Below are 14,147 nucleotides of genomic sequence, written 5' to 3'. Positions count from 1 at the left end.
GAAGATTAAGTAAACTTCCTGCATTCTCGCTGGCGGCCGGCCCTGGACGGGGCGGGCTGCGGCACCTCGGCCCGGCGCCTGTTGGCGCCTGGCTGCGGGATATCCGACATGACGCTCTCCTTCGACCCCAGGTCCATGGTGGCGGGTATCGGGGTGCGAACACGCATCCTCGTCCTGTCCGTGCTGACGCTGCTGGGCAGCTTCGCGGTGCTGGGGGCCTGGAGCCTGCGGAATCTGGAAGGGCATGAGCGGGCGGCCGCCGAGGCGCGGCTGGAACGCAGCCTGGTGCTGATGAACGCGCTGCTGGCCGATACCGGCGCCACCTGGCGGCTGGAGGACGGCAACCGCCTGTTCCGCGGCGACACGCTGATGAACGACAACAACCGTATCCCCGACCGGGTGCGCCAGGGCGGCGGCGGCGTCGCCACCATCTTCGCCGGAGAGACCCGCATCGCCACCAACGTCGCCCGGCCCGATGGCGGCCGCGCCGTCGGCACGACGCTGGGCGCCGGGCCGGCGCTGGACGCGGTGCGGCGGGGCGAGACCTATCGGGGGGAGGCGATGATCCTCGGCCGTCCCCACCTCACGATCTATGAACCCATCCGCGATGCGTCGGGGCGCCAGATCGGCATCCTCTTCGTCGGCCAGGACCTGGCTGCCGTGACCGCCGTCCTGGATGCGCAGACCCGCGACATCATCGTCGCCGGCAGCATCCTGGCACTGGTCACCGCCGCCATGCTCTGGGCGATGCTGCGTGGCGCGCTGCGCCCGCTGGGCCTGCTGGCCGGGTCGCTGCGCGCCATCGGCGCCGGCCGCCTGGATGCCGCCGTGCCCTGCCTCGACCGGCGTGACGAGCTGGGGGAGATCGGCCGCGCCGTCGCCGTGCTGCGCGACCGCGCGGTCGAAGCCGGCCGGATGCAGGCGGCGGCCGAGGCCGAGCGCCACCAGGCCGAAGCCGCCCGCGACGCCGCCCGCCACACTGCGGCGGATGAGATGGAGCAGGCCGTGGGCGGGATCGCGCAGGATGTCGCGGGCGCCGCCGATGCGCTGCTGGCGGCGGCGGGTTCGGTGGGGGAAGCCAGCAACCGGATCAGCCTGCGCGCCCGGGAAAGCGCGGCGCGCATCGGCCAGGCCACGCGCAACGTGCATGCCGTGGCCGCGGCGGCGGAGGAACTCTCCGTCTCGGTCGCGGAGATCACCCGCCAGGTCACCGAAAGCGCCCGCAGCGCGCAGGATGCGGCGGAAGCGGCCCGCGCCTCCGACGCCACCGTGGCGGGGCTGGCCGAAGCCGCCGCGCGCATCGGCGATGTCGTGAAGCTCATCAGCGATATCGCCGGCCAGACCAACCTGCTGGCGCTGAACGCGACGATCGAGGCCGCGCGCGCCGGCGATGCCGGCAAGGGCTTCGCCGTGGTGGCCCAGGAAGTGAAGGCCCTGGCCGCCCAGACCGCCCGCGCGACGGAGGAGATCGGCAGCCAGATCGGCGCCATGCGCGGCGCCACCGACCAGGCCGTGGGCGCGGTGCGCGCCATCGCCGGCGCGGTCGGGCGGATGGAGGAGGTCACCGGCACGATCGCCGCGGCGGTGGACCAGCAGGGCGCCGCGACGCGGGAGATCGCCCGCAACGCCGCGGAAGCTGCGCAGGGCACCGAGGCCGCCGCCACGGATATCGAGGGGCTGAGCCAGGAAGTCGCCGCCGGCGCCGCGGGCATCGAGACGTTGCGCGCATCCGGCGCGGCTGTCGGCACCCAGGGCGGCACGCTGCGGACGGAGGTGGCGAACTTCGCCCGGCGCATGCGCGTGGGCTGAGCGATCTTCAATCTTCTTTCATCCACGTAACGTAGACGGGAGCCTCCGACCACCCGCCGGAGGCTCCCTTGCTCGCCATGATCCCGCCGGCGCTCGCGCGCCTGTTCCGCCCCTCCCTCCGGGCGGGCCTGTTGGTCGTGGCGCTGGCGATGCTGGCCATCAGCGCCGTCATCCCCATCGCGATGATCCTGTCCGACAACCGGGAGCAGGAGCGCCGGCAGGAACAGGCCGCCATCCGCGCCAACCTCGCCCTGCTGGCGGAAGTGGTGAGGCCGCTCGGCACGCAATGGCGGCTGGAGGGCGAGACGCTGCGGCTGGGCGATACCACGCTGAACGGGCGGCATGACCTGGTGGACACCGTCCGGCGCGTCACCGGCGGCGTCGCGACGATCTTCGCGGGCGAAGTCCGGGTGGCGACCAATGTCATGCGCCCCGATGGCAGCCGCGCCGTGGGCGCCCCCATCGGCCCGGGGCCCGTGCGGGATGCCGTCTATGGCCGGGGCGAACGCTATGAGGGCCGCGTGGAGATCCTCGGCCAGCCGCATCTCGGCGCCTATGAGCCGGTGAAGGACGCCAGCGGCCGCGTCGTCGGCATGATCGGCGTTGCCGTGTCGATGGCGGAAGCCGATGCCCGCGCCGATGCGCTGCTGAAGCGCGCCCTGCTGGCCGCGGGGCTGACGCTGGTCCTGGCGGGGGGGCTGCTGTGGTGGCTGCTGCGCCGGTCGCTGCGCCCGCTGCAGGGCCTGTCCATCGCGCTGCGCGCCATCACCGCCGGCAAGCTCGATGCCGATGTCCCCTGCACCGACCGGCACGACGAACTCGGCGATATCGGCCGCGCCGTCGCCGCGCTGCGCGATGCCACCGCTGTCGCCCAGGCCCAGGCCCGCGCGGCGGAGGTCGAGCGCCAGGAAGCCCAGGCCGGTCGCATCGCCGCCCGCGCCGCGACGGCTGGCCAGCTGGAGGAGGCGGTCGGCGCCATCGCCGCCGAACTCGGGACCTCCGCCGATGCGCTGCTGGCGGCGGCGGAGACGGTGGGGGACGCCAGCAACCGCACGGCCAGCCGGGCCGGGCAGAGTGCCGCCCGCATCAGCCAGGCCACCGGCAACGTCAACGCCGTGGCGGCGGCGGCCGAGGAACTTGCCGTCTCGGTGGCGGAAATCACGCGCCAGGTCGCGGAAAGCGCCCGCACGGCGCAGGAGGCGGCATCCGCGGCCCGGGCGTCGGACACCACCGTCGCCAGCCTGGCCGAGGCCGCGACGCGCATCGGCGATGTCGTGAAGCTCATCAGCGATATCGCCGGCCAGACCAACCTGCTGGCCCTGAACGCGACGATCGAGGCCGCGCGCGCCGGGGAGGCCGGCAAGGGCTTCGCCGTGGTGGCCCAGGAAGTGAAGGCCCTGGCCGCCCAGACCGGCAAGGCGACGGAGGAGATCGCGAGCCAGATCGGCGCCATGCGCGGCGCCACCGACCAGGCCGTGGGCGCGGTGCGCGGCATCGCCGACGCCGTCGGGCGGATGGAGGAGGTCACCAGCAGCATCGCCGCGGCGGTGGAGGAACAGGGCGCCGCGACGCGGGAGATCGCCCGCAACGCCGCGGAAGCCGCCGCCGGAACGCAGGATGCCGCCGCCGACATCAACGTCCTGACGGAAGAAGTCGCCGCCGGCGCGGCGGGGATCACGACGCTGCGCGAAGCCGGCGCCGCGGTCGGCCGCCAGGGGGCCGCCCTACGGTCGGAGGTGGCGAGCTTCGCCAGCCGTCTGCGCGCCGCCTAGGGCCTGTGGACAGGTAGCCCCGGGATGCGGGCGGCGAGGGATTTTTCGTGCCTGCCAGGGCCGCGGCAAGCCGCCTGACGCCGCAGGCGCGGAAAAGCGCCGCCGAACGCGCCCGCAGGCTAACGGTCCACAGGCCCTAGGGCGCGCCAGGCGGCATCCAGCACCACCATCCCCACCAGTACGAGGAGCGGCGCCACCGGCATCAGGTAGCGCTGCTCCACATGCACCGGCACATAGACGCCGAGGAACCCGCCGCAGATCAGCCAGGCGCCGAGCATCGCCGGGAAGCGGGGATCGCGCCGCAGCAGCAGCGGCGCCAGCATGGCCGCCCCCGCCAGCGCCAGCGCGATGGCCCGGCTGCCCGACAGCGCCAGAAGCGCCGCCAGCGCGGCGGCCGAGCCGCCCTTCAGCCGGTCCATGATGGCATCGATCCTTCCGTACCAGGGCCGCGGGCGGTCGAAGCGCAGATGCAACTCCGCCACCGCATCCACCGGCATGAAGCCGATCTGGAACAGCTTCACCGGGGTGCGGATCATCATGGCCCGCAGCATCTCCGCGGGGTGCTGCCGCCAGGCGCGCCAGTAGCGGTCGCCCGCCACCGCCGCGATCTCCGGCGCCGTCATCCCCGCGGCGAAAAGCGCGGCGTTCATCGCATCCAGCCCCTGGTAGCCGCGCGGCACCACATGGTCGCGCACTGTCCGGTCGAACAGGTCATCGCCATCGAAGACCGGCACGCCGCGGGCCAGCAGCGGCAGCACCGCCTGCACCATCACGATCTGCTTCGTGGTGGACAGCACCGCATGGCCGCTGCGGCGGTGGTTTTCCGTCATCAGCCAGCCCGCCGACAGCAGCACCGGCGCCAGCACCAGGCCCACGCCGATGATGCGCCGTCCGAGCGCCCTTCCTGCCGCGATGGCGGCCGCCGGCAGGAAGGCCAGGACCAGATAGGCCGTCGCCTCCCGCACCAGCAGGCCGGCGCCCAGCAGCAGCCCCGCCAGCGCCACGTCCCGCAGGCTGCCGCCCCGGAGTCCGGCGCGCAGCAGCAGCAGCGCGGCACTGCTGGCCAGCGCGCCGTAGAAGGCATCCGTCATCACCGCGACCTGCATGGCGATGGTGACGCCCAGCGCCGGCATCAGCGCCGCCGCCGCCGCCATCCAGGGCCGCAGCCCCAAGGCGAGGGCCACGCGATGTGCCAGCCCTGCCACCCCCGCCTGCGCCGCCATCTGCAGCGCCACCAGCAGCCCCACCCAGCCCGTGGGCGAGACCGCCTGGAGCATCGCGATCACCGCCGGGTAGCCCGGCGTGCGGAAGAGCGTGGCGGGCGCCGATCCCTGGCGCAGCAGCGCCTCTCCCTCCGGCAGGGGGCCCGCGCGCAGCGCCTCCGCATAGGCCAGGTAGGTCGGGCTGTCCGGCGTCATCATCGGGCCGAAGGCCAGCAGCGCCAGCAGCGACGCGACCAGGGAGGCCAGCACCACCAGCCCCGTCGCGCGCCATCCCGCATCGCGCGGCGGCGCGGGGAACAGGGCAGGGGGGGCTGCCAGCGCGGGCCGGACATGCATGGCGGTGCATCGCGGAACGTTACGTGTCCGCCCTACCACGCGGCCGGTGGCGGGGCGAGCGCGCCGATACACACCGAAACCATGCCGCCTTTGCGTGGCGCCGATCCGGGCCCATCTTGCGGGCATGAACCCGATCACCCGCCGCACCTGCCTGCAGGCCGCGGCCGCCGCCACCCTGATCGCCACCCCGCTCGCCGCCCCGGCCGCCCTGGCCCAAGGGGCGGGCCAGGGGGCCGCCGCCCCAGGCACGTCGCTGGAGGACCGGCCCCTCTTCGGTGCCACGCTCCGCACCCTGCCGAACGGGCTGCGGGTGGCGCATGTGGAGCAGCGCCGCGCGCCGGTGATCGCCAACTACGCCTATGTCGCGGCGGGGGGCGGGGAGGATCCGCCGGGCCTGTCGGGCATCGCCCACTACCTCGAACACATGCTGTTCAAGGGCAGCCCGCGCGTCGCCTCCGGCGAATTCTCCCGCCGCGTGGCGCGGGAAGGGGGCAATGACAACGCCTTCACCAGCCGCGACGTCACCGGCTACTTCCAGCATGTGGAGGCCAGCCGCCTGCCGCTGGTGACGATGATGGAGGCCGACCGCTTCGCCGGCGCCCTGATCCCGGCGGCCGAGATGGAAAGCGAACGGCGCGTGATCCTGGAGGAACGCGCCCAGCGCACCGGCTCCTCCCCCCGCGCGCTGTTCTACGAGGGCTTCGACGCCGCCATGTGGGGCCGTCAGCATTGGCGCGGCCGCCCGATCATCGGGTGGGAGGAGGAGATCCGCGCCATCTCCCATGCCGACCTGCTGGCCTTCTTCCGCGCCCGCTATGCCCCGGGCAATGCCGTGCTGGTGGTCGCCGGCGCCGTCTCGGCGGAGGAGTTCTGGAAGGTGGCGGAAGCCGAATGGGGCGCCCTGCCCGCCGGCCCCGCCGTGCCGCGCGACCGCGCGCCGCCCCCCGCCAGCCCGCCCGAGCCCCGCTTCGTCCGCAACGATCCGCGCCTTCGGGGAGAGGCGAATTTCGTCCGCTCCTGGCAGGCGCCGTCCATGACCGCGGGCGATTCCGCGCTGGCCGATCCGCTGGAGGTGCTGCGCCACCTGCTCGGCGGCGGGCAGGGGTCCCGCCTGCACCGCGCGCTGGTGGAAGGCGGCATCGCGCTGGCGGCCTCGGCCAGCTACGACGGTGACGTCGCCGGCTGGACCGATTTCGACATCGCCGCGACGCCGCGGCGCGAGGTCGCGCCCGAACGGGTGGAACAGGCCATCGCGGCGGAGGTGAAGCGGCTGCTCGATGCCGGCGGCCCGACCGAGGCCGAGGTCGCGCGCAGCATCCGCCAGATGTCCGCCGGTTCCCTGCTGGCGCTGGATGGGCTGGGCGCCGCGCCGCGCATGATCGGCAACGCACTCGCCATCGGCCTGTCCATGGACACGGTCGAATACTGGCCCCGCCGCATGCGGGCCGTGACGCGCGACCAGGTGGCCCGCGCCGCCGAAACCGTGCTCGGCCGCGCCCCCTCCGGCAGCGGGTGGCTGCTGCCCGAAGGCGTCGCCGCCCCGGCGGAGGTGCGGCTGTGAATACCCCCTTCAGGCTCGACATCCAGACCGTCACCGCCGGCCCCTTAACCGCCTGGCTGATCGAGGACCACTCCGTCCCCGTCGTCTCCCTCGCCTGGGGCTGGGGCGGCGGCGCGGCGCTGGATGCGCCGGACCACGCCGGGGCGCTGGCGTTGGGCGCCGCGCTGCTGACGGATGGCGCCGGGGAGCTCGACAATGTCGGCTTCGCCGATGCGCTGCGGGACAATGCCATCGGCCTCGGCTTCGACGCGCAGCGGGACGGGTTCGAGGGTTCGCTCCGCGCCCTGCTGCCGGCGCTGCCGGAAGCGGTGCGCCTGGCCAACCTGGCGATGACGGCACCGCGCCTGGCGCCGGACAGCGTGGCGCGGATGCGCGCCCGGGCCGTGGCCGGCGCGCGGTCCCAGCTGGAGACGCCGCGCGGCCAGGTCGGCCGCGCCTTCTGGGCCGCCGCCTATCCGAACCACCCCGCCGGCCGCCCCACCGGCGGCACGGTGGAGACCCTGTCGACCCTGCCCGAGCAGGCGATCCGGGACGCGCTGGCGCGCCAGCTTCGCGCCGGCGGCGTGCTGGTGGCGGCTTCCGGCGCCATCACCGCCGCCGATCTGGCCGCGCTGCTGCCGCGGCTCTTCGCCGGGCTGCCGGAGGGTGCGCCCGCCACGCCGCCCCCCCTGCCGGATTTCGTGCCCTTCGCGCCCCGCATCATCGACGTGCCCGCGCCGCAATCCGCCATCCAGTTCGGCCAGCCGGGCCTGGCGGTCAGCGACCCGGATTGGGAAGCCTTCCAGGTCGTGCTGCGTATCCTGGCCGGCGGCGGCTTCTCCTCCCGCCTCATGGAAGCCGTGCGGGTCCAGCGGGGCCTGACCTATGGCATCGGCGCCGGACTCGACACGCTGTTCGGCCAGGGCTTCGTGGTGGGGTCCTCGGCCACCGACAACGCGAAGGTGGGGGAGGCGATGGCCGTCACCCGCGCCGAATGGGCGCGCATGGCGGCGGAAGGCCCGACGGCCGAGGAACTGGACGATGCCGTCGCCTTCCTGACCGGCAACCTGCCGCTGCAATTCACGGACAGCCGCCGCATCGCCGGCACGCTGCTGGCGCTGCGGCGGAACAACCGGCCGATCGACTGGCTGGACCGGCGGAGCGAACGCCTGCGGGCGCTGACGGTCGAAGGGCTGCGCGGCGTGGCGGGGCGACTGCTGAAGCCGGAAGCGCTGTCGGTGGCGATCGCGGGGCGGCCGGAGGGGGTCTGATTCCGCTGGCGTTCGGCAGTTCGTTCTGGTTATGTTCGTGGGGCAACGGCGGTGATTCCGGGAACGGCGCTGCCTTTCCCGGACCCTATCCGCCCAAAGGGACCAGGGGCCCGAGACGGGCCTGGACCGTCGTCAGTTGGAGCCGGGCAGGGAGGCGGAGCCCCCATGCGAAAAACGGTGCTAAAGGCACCTAATTGGCATAATCGGCTAAATCCGCTGTAGGTTTAGTGACCTCAAGGCCACAGCCCGGCCCGCCGCTTGACCCCGGCGCCTCCGCCTCCGCATATGGTCGCATGTTCCGGCAGCCCGCCCTTCGAATTAGCGGCCCGGCCCTCTCCTGAGGGTCGGGACACGCCGCGCGCCGAACACCCCCTTTCGCGCCCGCCCGCCGGGCCGCCCGAGACCGCACCGATGACCGACGCCGCGACCCCTGAGACCTCGGCCCGCGACTACCGCGGCACCGTCTTCCTGCCGAAGACCGCCTTCCCCATGCGCGGCGACCTGCCGAAGCGCGAACCCGAATGGATCGCCCGCTGGCAGAAGCTGGATCTGTGGAACCGCATCCGCGCCCAGTCGAAGGGCCGCCCGACCTTCGTGCTGCATGACGGCCCCCCCTATGCGAACGGCCCGCTGCATATCGGCCACGCCCTCAACAAGATCCTGAAGGACGTCATCAACCGCGCCGCCCAGATGGCCGGGCATGATGCCAACTACGTGCCGGGCTGGGACTGCCACGGCCTGCCGATCGAATGGAAGATCGAGGAGGAGTACCGGTCCAAGGGCAATGACAAGGACAGCGTCCCGACCCTCGATTTCCGCGCGGAATGCCGCGCCTATGCGCAGCACTGGCTCGGCGTGCAGCGGGATGAGTTCACGCGCCTCGGCGTCTTCGGCGACTGGCAGGGCCGCTACGCCACCATGGACTTCCCCTCGGAATCCGTGATCGCCGGCGAGATCGGCAAGTTCCTGATGAACGGCTCGCTCTATCGCGGGCTGCGGCCCGTGATGTGGAGCCCGGTCGAGAAGACCGCGCTGGCCGAAGCGGAAATCGAATACCACGACCATGTCTCGCCCACGCTGCACGCGCTGTTCCGCGTGCTGCGCGCCCCGGCCTCCCGCCATCTGGTCGGCGCCGATGTGGTGATCTGGACGACGACGCCCTGGACCATCCCGGGCAACCGGGCGCTGGCCTATGGGCCGGAGATCACCTACGCCGAGATCCATGTGGACAGCGTGGCCGATGGCGCGCTGGTGAAGCCAGGCGCCAGGATGCTGGTGGCGCTCGCGCTGCTGCCGCAATTCTGCGCGGACGCGAAGATCGCCACCCACACGCTGGTGCGTACCTTCCCGGGTACGGAGTTCGAGGGCGCGGCCTGTGCCGCCCCCCTTCGTGGCCACGCCGGCGCCTACAACCACGATGCCCTGATGCTGGCCGGCGACTACGTCACCGATGATGCCGGCACCGGCATCGTCCATATCGCGCCGAGCCATGGCGAGGAGGACTTCGCCCTCGTCGTCGCGCATAACCGCCTGCATCCGGACAGCCGGATCGAGATTCCGGAATGCGTCGGCGATGACGGCACCTACACCGTCCAGGCCCCGGGCTTCGAGGGCCAGCACGTCTTCAAGGCGCACACATCGGTCTATGCCGCGCTGACCGCGCTTGGCACCCTGGCGGCGACCGGCAAGTTGCAGCACAGCTACCCCCATAGCTGGCGCTCCAAGAAGCCGGTGATCTACCGCGCCACGCCGCAATGGTTCATCGCCATGGATGATGAGCGCCAGATCCGCGCCAAGTCGCTCGACGCCATCGCGAAGACGCACTTCGTCCCCGATATCGGCCGCAACCGCATCGGCAGCATGGTCGCCGCCCGGCCGGACTGGTGCATCAGCCGCCAGCGCGCCTGGGGCGTGCCCATCGCCGTCTTCGTGGAAAAGCGCACGGGCGAGCCGCTGCGCGACCCGACGGTGATGACCCGCATCCTGGAAGCCTTCCGCGTGGAGGGTGCCGACGCCTGGTACCAGCCCGGCGCCGCGCAGCGCTTCCTTGGGAATGAGCGGAACCCGGATGACTACGAGCAGGTCATGGACATCGTCGATGTCTGGTTCGAATCCGGCAGCACCCACGCCTTCGTCCTGCCGCCGCGCGGCCTGCCCTTCCCGGCGGACCTCTACCTCGAAGGCTCCGACCAGCATCGCGGCTGGTTCCATTCCTCGCTGCTGGAAAGCGTCGGCACCAATGGCGTCGCGCCCTTCAAGGCGATCCTGACGCATGGCTTCGTGCTCGATGAGCAGGGCCGGAAGATGTCGAAGTCACTCGGCAACGTCACCGCGCCCCAGGACGTGATGAAGCAGTATGGCGCGGATATCCTGCGCCTCTGGGTGATGAACGCCGACACCTCGCTCGACCTCCGCATCGGGCCGGAGATCCTGAAGCAGCAGGCGGAACTGTATCGCCGCATCCGCAACACGCTGCGCTGGCTGCTCGGCAGCCTGGATGGCTTCTCCGAGTCCGAGAAGCTGCCGCATGACCAACTGCCGGAACTCGAACGCTGGGTGCTGCACCGCCTGACGGAGCTCGACACCAAGCTCCGCGCCGCGGCCGATCCCGCCAGCCCGACGCGCTTCGACTGGACCGGCGTCTATCCCGAGATCCACAATTTCTGCTCGACCGATCTCAGCGCCTTCTACTTCGACATCCGCAAGGACGCGCTCTACTGCGACGCGCCGGACAGCCTGCGCCGCCGCGCCGCGCGGACGGTGCTGGATGTGCTGCATCGCTGCCTCTGCGCCTGGCTCGCCCCGGTGCTGTCCTTCACCGCGGAGGAAGCCTGGCTGGCGCGCTTCCCGTCGGAGGATGGGTCCATCCACCTGGAGGATTGGCCCGCCATCCCGGCCGCCTGGCGCGACGAGGCGCTGGCGGAGAAGTGGGATCGCATAAGGAGTATCCGCAGGCTGATCACCGGCGCTCTCGAACGGCTGCGGGCGTCAGGTGTGATTGGTTCAAGCTTACAGGCAGCGCCGACCGTCCGCCTTCCGCCTGCAGACGCAAAGTTACTCTCGGCGGATGACTGGGCCGCCGTGTGCATTGTGTCAGCAATGAAAATCCAGCCAGAGGACGACGGTTTCCCGCCGGGTACGATTAGCGCGATGATCGATCATGCCGTCGCCCCCGGCGAGAAGTGCGAGCGCTGCTGGCGCGTGCTGCCGGAGGTCGTCGGGCATTCAGGAAAACTCTGCCGCCGCTGCGATGCGGTGGTCGGCGCCGCCTGATGCTGCGAATCGGCCTGATCCTCGCCATCGCGGTCCTGGTCGCCGACCAGGTCTCCAAATGGTACATCCTCTATGAGGTCGGGCTGCCGCAGGTCGGGCACATCCCGCTTTTTGCCTGGGGGCCCTTCGGCTTCGACCTGACCATGGTCTGGAACCGCGGCGTCACCTTCGGGATGTTCGCGGGCGACGGCCTCTGGACCCAGATCGCGCTCGGCGTCATGGCGCTCGCCATCGCGGGCTTCCTGCTGCGCTGGATGGCGCGGGCGGAGAACCGCCTCACGGCCCTGGCGCTCGGCGCGGTGGTCGGCGGCGCGATCGGGAACGTCATCGACCGCGCCCGCTTCGGGGCCGTGGCGGATTTCGCCGACGCCCATGCCTGGGGGTGGCACTGGTATGTGTTCAACGTGGCGGATGCCGCCATCGTGATCGGCGTCTGCTGCCTGCTCGCGGATGCCTTGTTCCGGCCCTCAGGCGGCGGTAAGGATCAGACGCCATGAACCGTATCCGCACCCTCCTGCTCGGCTTGCCGCTGGTCGTGACGCTCGCGGGCTGCGGCGGCGACACCGCCCGGTCCCTCGGCTTCACGCGGGACCCGCCGGATGAATTCCAGGTCACGACCCGCGCGCCGCTCTCCGTGCCGCCGCGCATGTCGGACCTGCCGCCCCCCACGCCGGGCGCCCCCCGGCCGCAGGACCAGGCCCGCGCGCCGGCCGCGATCCTCGGCGGCGCGGCGGGTGCCACCGCCGCGGCGCCCTCGGGGGCGGAACGCGCGCTGCTGGCCCAGGCCGGCGGTCCCGTCAGCGGCGATGTCCGCCGTGCCGTCGATGCGGAAAGCCTGCGGCTGGACCGGCCGGAGCGCAGCGTCGTCGACCGCCTGATGTTCTGGCGCGAGGCTCCGCCGCCCGGCACCGCCGTCGACTCGGCGCGCGAAGCCCAGCGGCTGCGGGAGAATGCGGCGCTGGGGCGGGAGACGACGGAGGGCACCACGCCCATCCAGCAGCCCGCCACCACCAACAGCCGCACCGGCATCCTGAACCGGCTGTTCTGATCCCGGCGTGACGGGCGGCGGGCGGCGGGCGCGCCCAGCCCATGCGCCACGCCCCTGCGCCCAGCCCCTGGGCCTTCGCGCGCATCGCCCCTATCTAGGCAGCTTACCCTCCCCGACTGGTAGCTGCCCGTGATCGATCCGACGTCGTCCCCCGCCACGCCCGCCTTCCTGAACCATGACCGCCCGCCGGTGCCGGATATCGTCGTGCCGCGCGGCGTGCTGCCCTTCCACCTGGAGGAACAGCCCGTCCGTGGGCGCCTGGTGCGGTTGGGTGCGCTGGCCGATGCGCTGCTCGGTCGCCACAGCCAGCACCCCACCGTGCTGAAACTGATGGGAGAGGCGCTGGCGCTGACGGCGGCGCTGGCCACGGCCCTGAAATACAAGGGCTCCTTCAGCCTCCAGGCCAAGGGCAATGGCCCGGTCACCATGCTGCTGGCGGATTGCACCGATGGTGGCGCGCTGCGCGGCACGGCCAAGGTGGATGCGGAAAAGCTCGACGCCCTGCTGGCCGAACACCCCCAGCCCAGCGCCAAGCAATTGCTGGGCGATGGCTACCTGGCCTTCACCTGCGACCAGGGGCCGGACATGGATCGCTACCAGGGCATCGTCGCGATCGAGGGCGACAGCCTGGCCAGCATGACCGGCGCCTATTTCGAGAATTCCGAGCAGCTGAAAAGCCAGGTGTGGCTGGCCTGCGGCCGCAGCCTCTCCGGCTGGCGCGCCAGCGCGCTGGTGATCGAACGCGTCGCCGCCGATGGCGGCATCGGCGCCGCGCTGGATTCGGAGGCGCATGAGGAAGCCTGGCGCACCGCCCAGATCCTCGCCTCCACCGTCACGCCGGCCGAATTGCTGGATGATGCGCTGACGCCCGACCAGTTGCTGCATCGCCTGTTCCATGCGGAAGGCGTGGCCGCCGCCGGCGCCCGGGCCCTGTCCTTCGGCTGCCGCTGTTCCCGCGCGCGCCTGGCCTCCGTGCTGGAAAGCTTCGGGCAGGAGGATCTGGACCACATGGCGGAAGCCGGCGCCATCACCATGACCTGCGAGTTCTGCGCGGTGGATTTCCGCTTCGACCGCGCGGAAGTGCGCGGCCAGGCCGGGCGGGCCTGACCACGCCCGTTGCCCATCGGGCGCGCCCCGTGTCTAGTCTCGCCCATTCCTGCCGGAGGCCCCCCATCCCATGCCCCCGAATACGACCATGATGCGCCGCTCGCTGCTGAAGGCGCCGCTGTTGCTGCCGATAGGCCTTGCCGCCTGTGGCGGGGATTCCGAACCCGTCGCCCTGCCGCCCCTCGTCTCCGGCTACCGGCACCTGACGCCGCTGCGCCTCAATGTGCAGGATATCGAGGTCGCGGACCCGCTGCCCGGTGCTGTCCAGCTCTCCAACCCCGCGCCCGCGCTGCGGCCGGATGTGGAGATGCGGCGCATGGCGGATGAACGCCTGGTGCCTGTCGGGACGGAGGGCCAGGGCCGCTTCATCATCAGCCAGGCCCGCTTCACCCGCGAACGCCTGTCGGGCGGGGGTGGCCTGACCAGCCTGTTTGCCGGGGAACCCGGGGAACGCCTGACCTGCCAGCTGCTCTGCCGGCTGGAGATCCTGTCGCCGGAGGGCCGGCGCGTCGCCTTCGTGGAGGCCGAGGCCCGGCGCGGCCGGACGCTGCCCGATGGCGCCACCCCCGGCGCCCGTGCCCGCGCGGCGGAGGATGTGGTGCGGGAGGCGATGGACCAGCTGAATGTGGAGTTCGAGTTCCAGGTCCGCCGCACGCTGCGCGCCTGGATGCAGGAAGCCGTCACCACCCCCGCCGCGCCCGCGCCGGAGACGGTGGAGCGCGAGGACCTCTCCGCCACCCGGCCCCGCTGAGAGACTCTGAGGAGCGA

10 protein-coding genes are annotated in these 14,147 nt (G+C 72.3%); 9 read left to right on the top strand and 1 reads right to left on the bottom strand.

What is annotated here, in order from left to right:
- The first annotated feature begins 108 nt into the window (after window positions 1-108).
- Together BM041_RS24005 and BM041_RS24000 are read left to right on the top strand one after the other, a co-directional pair.
- Window positions 109-1,809 (top strand): methyl-accepting chemotaxis protein, encoded by a 1,701-nt coding sequence (locus BM041_RS24005; protein WP_092962457.1) that lies wholly within the window; start codon window positions 109-111, stop codon window positions 1,807-1,809.
- A gap of 77 nt (window positions 1,810-1,886) precedes the next feature.
- Window positions 1,887-3,581: a methyl-accepting chemotaxis protein gene (locus BM041_RS24000; protein ID WP_245762255.1), complete on the top strand. Its 1,695-nt coding sequence runs from the start codon at window positions 1,887-1,889 to the stop codon at window positions 3,579-3,581.
- Between the two features lie 119 nt (window positions 3,582-3,700).
- Here the strand turns inward: BM041_RS24000 and BM041_RS23995 are convergent, their stop codons facing one another.
- A complete protein-coding gene (locus BM041_RS23995; RefSeq protein WP_092962455.1) occupies window positions 3,701-5,140 on the bottom strand; it encodes a hypothetical protein in 1,440 nt (479 codons plus the stop codon).
- A gap of 124 nt (window positions 5,141-5,264) precedes the next feature.
- Between BM041_RS23995 and BM041_RS23990 the strand changes: the two genes are divergently transcribed.
- From BM041_RS23990 to BM041_RS23960, 7 genes are all read left to right on the top strand, one after another.
- Window positions 5,265-6,701: a M16 family metallopeptidase gene (locus BM041_RS23990; RefSeq protein ID WP_092962572.1), complete on the top strand. Its 1,437-nt coding sequence runs from the start codon at window positions 5,265-5,267 to the stop codon at window positions 6,699-6,701.
- Window positions 6,698-7,951, top strand: a complete 1,254-nt coding sequence (locus tag BM041_RS23985) for a M16 family metallopeptidase (RefSeq protein ID WP_092962454.1) — start codon at window positions 6,698-6,700, stop codon at window positions 7,949-7,951. Before BM041_RS23990 ends, BM041_RS23985 begins: the two co-directional genes overlap by 4 nt.
- 411 nt (window positions 7,952-8,362) lie before the next feature.
- Window positions 8,363-11,224, top strand: a complete 2,862-nt coding sequence (gene ileS, locus BM041_RS23980) for an isoleucine--tRNA ligase (RefSeq protein ID WP_092962453.1) — start codon at window positions 8,363-8,365, stop codon at window positions 11,222-11,224.
- A complete protein-coding gene (gene lspA / locus BM041_RS23975) occupies window positions 11,224-11,721 on the top strand; it encodes a signal peptidase II (protein ID WP_092962452.1) in 498 nt (165 codons plus the stop codon). Before ileS ends, lspA begins: the two co-directional genes overlap by 1 nt.
- Window positions 11,718-12,272: a DUF3035 domain-containing protein gene (locus tag BM041_RS23970; protein ID WP_092962451.1), complete on the top strand. Its 555-nt coding sequence runs from the start codon at window positions 11,718-11,720 to the stop codon at window positions 12,270-12,272. The genes lspA and BM041_RS23970 overlap by 4 nt, the downstream gene beginning before the upstream one ends.
- Window positions 12,273-12,401: 129 nt before the next feature.
- Complete coding sequence (gene hslO / locus BM041_RS23965; RefSeq protein ID WP_092962450.1) at window positions 12,402-13,379, top strand: Hsp33 family molecular chaperone HslO; 978 nt, start codon at window positions 12,402-12,404, stop codon at window positions 13,377-13,379.
- An 88-nt stretch (window positions 13,380-13,467) separates the two neighbouring features.
- Entirely contained in the window at window positions 13,468-14,130 is a 663-nt protein-coding gene (locus BM041_RS23960; protein ID WP_175534130.1) for a hypothetical protein, read from the top strand.
- The last annotated feature ends 17 nt before the right edge of the window (window positions 14,131-14,147 follow it).

It is taken from the genome of Falsiroseomonas stagni DSM 19981 (assembly GCF_900114315.1).
Lineage (GTDB): Bacteria > Pseudomonadota > Alphaproteobacteria > Acetobacterales > Acetobacteraceae > Falsiroseomonas > Falsiroseomonas stagni.
The sequence above is the reverse complement of the archived record's forward strand: the minus strand, read 5'-3'. Positions and strand labels throughout refer to the sequence as shown.

Excerpts from the sequence above, each read along its gene's own strand:
- BM041_RS24005 (WP_092962457.1), top strand. The coding sequence starts at position 109 with ATGACGCTCTCCTTCGACCCCAGGTCCATGGTGGCGGGTATCGGGGTG.
- BM041_RS23960 (WP_175534130.1), top strand. The coding sequence starts at position 13,468 with ATGATGCGCCGCTCGCTGCTGAAGGCGCCGCTGTTGCTGCCGATAGGC.
- BM041_RS23995 (WP_092962455.1), bottom strand. The coding sequence starts at position 5,140 with ATGCATGTCCGGCCCGCGCTGGCAGCCCCCCCTGCCCTGTTCCCCGCG.
- lspA (WP_092962452.1), top strand. The coding sequence starts at position 11,224 with ATGCTGCGAATCGGCCTGATCCTCGCCATCGCGGTCCTGGTCGCCGAC.
- BM041_RS23970 (WP_092962451.1), top strand. The coding sequence starts at position 11,718 with ATGAACCGTATCCGCACCCTCCTGCTCGGCTTGCCGCTGGTCGTGACG.
- ileS (WP_092962453.1), top strand. The coding sequence starts at position 8,363 with ATGACCGACGCCGCGACCCCTGAGACCTCGGCCCGCGACTACCGCGGC.
- BM041_RS24000 (WP_245762255.1), top strand. The coding sequence starts at position 1,887 with ATGATCCCGCCGGCGCTCGCGCGCCTGTTCCGCCCCTCCCTCCGGGCG.
- BM041_RS23990 (WP_092962572.1), top strand. The coding sequence starts at position 5,265 with ATGAACCCGATCACCCGCCGCACCTGCCTGCAGGCCGCGGCCGCCGCC.